The following is a 6,000-nucleotide window of genomic DNA, read 5'->3' on the forward strand; positions in this document are numbered from 1 at the left end:
CGGGACGGCGCGAGCGGCGACCGCGCAGGGCGCCGCACCGGAGCGGCAGCGGGTCCGGCATATCGTGCCGGGCCCGCTTCCAGTCGATTGAGGCGGTCTGTTCGCCGATGCGCAATCTCCGCTTCGAGACGGGGCGAAAGAGAAGGTTGCAGCCCCTTACGTAAGGGGGAAACGGCCTCTACCCTGATGCCTGCCTGAAGGTTACTCGCCAGTTAAACAACTCCCGGCCAGTCCCAGCACTGCCGAGGGCCACGGAGGAAGTCGTGAGCAACACGCAGACGTTGATCGAGAACCGGCCGCCTTCCGTGGCGACGCTCTTCCTCGAGCGGGTCGAAGCCACGCCCGAGAAGGAGGCCTACCGCTACCCGGTGCCCGCGGCGTCCGGCCAGGGTCCCGACGAGTGGCGCTCGCTCAGCTGGGCCCAGGCCGCCAAACGCGTCTTCGCCCTGGCCGCCGGCCTCATTGAGCTGGGCGTACGGCCCGAGGAGCGGGTCGCGGTCGCCGCCGGCACCCGGGTGGAATGGATCCTGGCCGACCTCGGCATCCTCTGCGCCGGTGCCGCCACCACGACCGTCTACCCGAGCACCAACGCCGAGGAGACCGCGTACATCCTCGCCGACTCCGGCAGCCGGGTGCTGTTCGCCGAGGACGCCGAGCAGCTGGCCAAGGCCCGTGAGCGCCGCGCCGAGCTGCCCGAGCTTGCGTACGTCGTCGTGTTCAACGAGGCCGACGCCCGGCCGGCCGAGGGCGACCCGGAGGGCTGGGTGCTCTCCCTCGCCGAGCTGGAACGGCGCGGCGCCGCCCATCTGGAAGGCAGCCCGGAGGCCGTCAAGAAGCGCGTCGCGGCCATCACCGCGGAGCAGCTGGCCACGCTGATCTACACCTCCGGCACCACCGGCCGCCCCAAGGGCGTACGGCTGCAGCACGACTGCTGGGCGTACATGGCCCGCGCCATCGAGTCCACCGGACTGGTCACCGCGGACGATGTGCAGTACCTGTGGCTGCCGCTGGCCCACGTCTTCGGCAAGGTGCTGACCGCCGGGCAGATCGGCGTCGGTCACGTCACCGCCGTCGACGGCCGCATCGACAAGATCATCGAGAATCTGCCGGTGGTCCGGCCGACCTACATGGCCGCCGTGCCGCGCATCTTCGAGAAGGTCTACAACGGGGTCGCGGCCAAGGCCCGGGAGGCCGGCGGCGCCAAGTACAAGATCTTCCAGTGGGCGGCCGGAGTCGCCCGCGAGTACGCCAAGGTCACGCAGGACAACTTCCGCCGCACCGGAGCCGCGTCCGCGCCCTTCGGCCTCGCCACCAAGCACGCGATCGCCGACAAGCTCGTCTACGCCAAGCTGCGCGAGGCCTTCGGCGGCCGGCTGCGGGCCTGCGTCTCCGGCTCCGCCGCCCTCGCCCCCGACATCGGCTACTTCTTCGCCGGCGCGGGCATCCACATCCTCGAGGGCTACGGCCTGACCGAGTCCAGCGCCGCCAGCTTCGTCAACCCGGGTGAGGCGTACCGCACGGGCACCGTCGGCAAGCCGCTGCCCGGCACGGAGGTACGGATCGCGGACGACGGCGAGATCCTGCTGCGCGGCCCCGGCATCATGCAGGGCTACCACGGCCTGCCGGAGAAGACGGAAGAAGTCCTGGAGTCCGACGGCTGGTTCCACACCGGTGACATCGGCGAGCTGTCGGTGGACGGCTATCTGCGGATCACCGACCGGAAGAAGGACCTGATCAAGACGTCGGGCGGCAAGTACATCGCGCCGGCCGAGGTCGAGGGCCAGTTCAAGGCGGTGTGCCCGTTCGTCTCCAACATCCTGGTGCACGGCGCCGACCGGAACTTCTGCACGGCTCTGATCGCCCTGGACGAGCCCACGGTCCTGGGCTGGGCCAAGGATCACGGGCTGGACGGCAAGCCGTACTCCGAGGTCGTCGCCTCCAAGGAGGTCGAACAGCTGATCAGCGGCTATGTGGCCCGGCTCAACGAGGGCCTGCAGCGCTGGCAGACGATCAAGAAGTTCCGGATCCTGCCGCGTGACCTCGACGTCGAGCACGGTGAGCTGACACCGAGCCTCAAGCTCAAGCGGCCGGTGGTGGAGCGCGAGTACAGGCATCTCATCGACGAGATGTACGAGGGCACGCGCGAGGCGTAGGTGGGCCGGCCGCCCGGCGCGCGGTGTGCGTGTCCGGGCGGTCACCCCGTCGAGTTCGGTGACTCGGCGCTCATGGACGGGCCCTGTCTGTCACGCTAGGCGCCGTGGGATCCATTCCGATCCAGCGGGAGACCGGTTCCCGCCCTGCGCACTACCCGGCCGCCGGCACGGCCGGGACAGCCTGTGAGCTGCCCCGGCCCGCCGTCTCGCGCATCAGCCTGCCCGGGAACTCCCTCGCGCCCGGCACCGCCCGCCGGTTCGTACGTGCCGCGCTCGCCGAGTGGGCGGCGTGCGGGCAGGCACTGCCCGCCGCCGACCGGATCACCGAACGGCTCGCGGAGGACGCGGCCCTGCTCGTCAGCGAGCTGGTCACCAACGCCGTGGTGCACGCGGGCACAGACGTCGACCTGCTCTGCCGGCTCGCCGACGGCGATGCGTCGGAGGGCGAGGCGGAGGGCCTGGTGGTGGAGGTCTCAGACCACCATCCCGCGCGGCCCGTGCACGGCGGGCCGCAGCCGCCAGGGGAGTACGGCCGGGGGCTTCAACTCGTCGGCGCGCTCGCGGAGGCCTGGGGGGTCAGCTACCGCCGCGGGCTGAAGACCGTGTGGTTCCGGCTCCCCATGGCCATCTCCGCGGAGACAAACGTTTCCGCGTCGCTGCCCGCCTTCTCCGTGGAACCGGACGTGGCGCCTCTCGCCGACCCACCCGGATTCGCCCCGAAGCTGCCCGGCCGGCGAGAGGCGGATCCCGACTGGGCGGGCGGCGTCGGTTCCGGTGCCCTGTCCTTCCTCGCCGAGGCGTCCGACCTGCTCTCCGGGCAATTCGACGAGGACAAGGTGGCAGCGCTGGCCGTACAGCTGCTCGTACCGCGCCTGGCCGACTGGTGCGCGGTCTGGTTCGACGACGAGGGCGGGCGCGCGCCGACACCGCCGAGGCTCGCCCGGGTCTGGGATGCCAACGAAAGCCGTACCGAGAGGCTGCGGGCGGCGCTGGAGGACCTTCCCCCGGGCCTTGAGACGCTCCCGGCCGCGGTGGGCAGCCGTCCGGTGCCCTGGCCGTGGCCTGTCCTGCCGCCTGAGGAGGACGAGTACGCCGCGTTGCCACCCCGTGGCGACGGCGGCGCGGCGCTCGCCTGCCGGCTCGTCGCGGGCGGCCGGTGCGTCGGCACCCTTCTGCTGGGACGGGCGGGTCTCGTCCGGTTCCCCGACGACGTGACGATGCTGATCGAGGACTTCGCGCGGCGGGTCGCCCTCGCGGTGCTCGCTGCCCGCCAGTACACCCGGCAGGCCACCACCAGCCTGGTGCTCCAGCGGAGCCTGCGGCCGAGCAGTGTCGCCGTCATCCCGGGCGTCGACACCGAGGTGGTGTACGAGCCGGCCGAGGGCGCCTGGGCGGGCGGCGACTTCTACGACGTCTTCCAGGCCGGGGACGGGCGATGGTGCTTCGCCCTCGGCGACGTATGCGGGAACGGCCCGGAGGCGGCGGTCGTCACCGGCCTGGTCCGGCCCTGGCTGAAGCTGCTGGCCCACGAGGGCTACCGCGTGGCGGAGGTCCTGGACCGGCTCAACCGCATGCTCGTCGACGACGCCACACAGGCGACGGAGGCCGCGGCGGCGGCGGTTGCGGCCGCGGGCGGGCGCGCGTCGGCGGACGCCGGGCAGGTCCGCTTCCTGTCCCTGCTCTACGGGGAGCTGCGGCCGGTCGCGGAGGCGGGCGGCGGCGGCCTGCGGTGCACGCTGGCCAGCGCGGGCCATCCGCTGCCGCTGCTGCTCCGCCCGGACGGCCAGGTCCGGGCCGCGGCGGAGCCGCAGGTGCTGCTGGGTGTGCTGGAGCAGACGGCGTACGAGAGCCAGACCTTCGACCTGGCATCGGGCGACACGCTGCTGTGTGTGACGGACGGGGTGACGGAGCGGCGCTGCGGTGCCCGCCAGTTCGACGACGGGGACGGGCTGGCGACGGCGCTGGCGGGGTGCGCGGGCCTGGACGCCTCGGCCATCGCCGACCGGATCCGCCGCGCGGCCCACGACTTCGGTACGACACCACCGGATGACGACCTTGCGCTCTTGGTCCTCCAAGCGCGCTGACCCTGCCCTCGCCGGGCGGGCCGCTCCGCGGATGCTTCGCCGGGCGGGCCGCTCTGTGGATGCTTCGCCGGGTGGGCCGTTCGATGCGGCCTGCGCGTCGGCGCCCGGCCGGGCGCTTCTCGTCCACCCGCCTCTGTACCACGTTGCCCGCGCCCGGTGGCCCGGCCGACGTTGCCTGCGCCCGGGGGGTGCTGCGCGGTCCTCGCGCGGTGCACCTTCGGCGCTGCCAGCGCCTTGATCCGGCGCTTCGCATCGGAATTTCCCGCCGACCCGCCCCGAGCAGGGGCGGGTCGGCGGGGTCGCGCCGCAGGCGCGGTATGTGGTGCGCCGGCTTGGGCGCCGGCTCTCGGCCGGTGGCCGCTCTGCGCTGCCCGCGCCCGGGGTTCTGCGCGGTCCTCGCGCGGTGCACCTTCCGCGCCTACAGCGCATTGATCCGGCGTTCGCGCCCAGGATCGGAAGCCGCGCCGGAGGCGCAGGGCGGCGTCTGCGGCGAGCGGAATGACGGACAATGGGCCGTATGCCATCCGCACTGCCCGACGGTGAGCCCATGCCCGACGACGGGGCGCTGCCCGAGCACGCGCTCGTCGGGGCGGCTCAGCGACCGCTCGGTTTCTATCTGCACGTCCCGTACTGCGCCACCCGCTGCGGCTACTGCGACTTCAACACCTACACCGCCAGTGAGCTGCGCGGATCCGGTGGTGCGCTGGCCTCACGGGACAACTACGCCGAGACCCTGGTCGAGGAGATCCGGCTCGCGCGCAAGGTGCTCGGCGACGACCCGCGGAAGGCCGAAACCGTCTTCGTCGGCGGCGGGACGCCCACCCTCCTCGCCGCGGGCGATCTCGTGCGGATGCTGAACGCCATCCGGGACGAGTTCGGCTTCGCCGAAGACGTGGAGATCACCACTGAGGCCAACCCCGAGTCGGTGGATCCCCGCTGTCTCGCCGAGCTGCGCGAAGGCGGCTTCACCCGGATCTCCTTCGGTATGCAAAGCGCCCGGCAGCACGTGCTGAAGGTCCTCGACCGCACCCACACCCCCGGTCGCCCCGAGGCATGCGTGGCGGAGGCCCGCGCCGCCGGCTTCGAGCATGTGAACCTGGACCTGATCTACGGGACACCGGGGGAGTCCGACGACGACTGGCGGGCCTCGCTGGACGCGGCGATCGGCGCCGGGCCCGACCACATCTCGGCGTACGCGCTCATCGTCGAGGAGGGCACCCAGCTGGCGCGCCGCATCCGGCGCGGTGAGGTGCCGATGACCGACGACGACGTGCACGCGGACCGCTATCTGATCGCGGAGGAGCGGCTTTCGGCCGCGGGCTTCCAGTGGTACGAGGTCTCGAACTGGGCCAGGACCCGCAGCGGCCGATGCCGCCACAACGAGCTGTACTGGACAGGCGCCGACTGGTGGGGCGCCGGACCCGGGGCGCACAGCCACGTCGGCGGCGTGCGCTGGTGGAACGTAAAGCACCCCGGCGCGTACGCCCAGGCGCTCGGCGACGGCCGTTCCCCGGGCGCCGGCCGCGAGGTGCTGTCGGCGGAGGACCGCCGGGTCGAACGGATCCTGCTGGAGCTGCGGCTTGCCGACGGCTGCCCGCTGGACCTGCTCGCCCCCGAGGGCGCGCGGGCCGCGGAACGCGCCCTCGCCGACGGCCTGCTCGAGCCCGGCCCGTACGCGCAGGGCCGTGCCGTACTCACGCTCCGCGGGCGACTGCTCGCCGACGCCGTCGTGCGCGACCTCGTCGACTAGTGCCGCGTCAGCC

3 protein-coding genes are annotated in these 6,000 nt (G+C 72.8%); all 3 read left to right on the plus strand.

All coding sequences use genetic code 11. The annotated features are described in order from the left end of the window. Window positions 1-263 precede the first annotated feature (263 nt). Window positions 264-2,153 carry an AMP-dependent synthetase/ligase gene (locus ACY34J_RS07990; protein ID WP_462725734.1) on the plus strand — a complete coding sequence of 630 codons (1,890 nt, stop codon included), beginning with the start codon at window positions 264-266 and terminating at the stop codon, window positions 2,151-2,153. Between the two features lie 104 nt (window positions 2,154-2,257). Further along, window positions 2,258-4,237 carry a SpoIIE family protein phosphatase gene (locus ACY34J_RS07995; RefSeq protein ID WP_462725733.1) on the plus strand — a complete coding sequence of 660 codons (1,980 nt, stop codon included), beginning with the start codon at window positions 2,258-2,260 and terminating at the stop codon, window positions 4,235-4,237. A gap of 517 nt (window positions 4,238-4,754) precedes the next feature. After that, a complete protein-coding gene (hemW, locus tag ACY34J_RS08000; protein WP_462725732.1) occupies window positions 4,755-5,987 on the plus strand; it encodes a radical SAM family heme chaperone HemW in 1,233 nt (410 codons plus the stop codon). Window positions 5,988-6,000: the final 13 nt, after the last annotated feature.

It is taken from the genome of Streptomyces sp. HSS9-12 (assembly GCF_054963655.1).

Bases quoted from the DNA above. Each gene is read 5' to 3' on its own strand.
- hemW (WP_462725732.1), top strand. From the start codon at position 4,755: ATGCCATCCGCACTGCCCGACGGTGAGCCCATGCCCGACGACGGGGCG.